This is a genomic window from Staphylococcus canis (assembly GCF_016238445.1).
Lineage (GTDB): Bacteria > Bacillota > Bacilli > Staphylococcales > Staphylococcaceae > Staphylococcus > Staphylococcus canis.
Genome location: NZ_JABANU010000111.1, coordinates 1 through 255, shown reverse-complemented (window position 1 = coordinate 255; position 255 = coordinate 1). Strand labels below are relative to the sequence as shown.

The following is a 255-nucleotide window of genomic DNA, read 5'->3' as shown; positions in this document are numbered from 1 at the left end:
TGGAGCTAGCCGTCGAAGGTGGGACAAATGATTGGGGTGAAGTCGTAACAAGGTAGCCGTATCGGAAGGTGCGGCTGGATCACCTCCTTTCTAAGGATATATACGGAATTATCACCTAAGGTGATAATCGGATTAACGTGACATATTGTATTCAGTTTTGAATGCTCATTCATTGAGTTATTCAATTTAAATGGGCCTATAGCTCAGCTGGTTAGAGCGCACGCCTGATAAGCGTGAGGTCGGTGGTTCGAGTCC

The 255-nt window shown here is 45.9% G+C and carries 1 rRNA gene; it reads left to right on the top strand.

The features are described 5' to 3' along the window. A 16S ribosomal RNA gene (locus HHH54_RS11135) occupies positions 1–90 on the top strand; the annotation flags it as partial. Positions 91–255 lie beyond the last annotated feature (165 nt).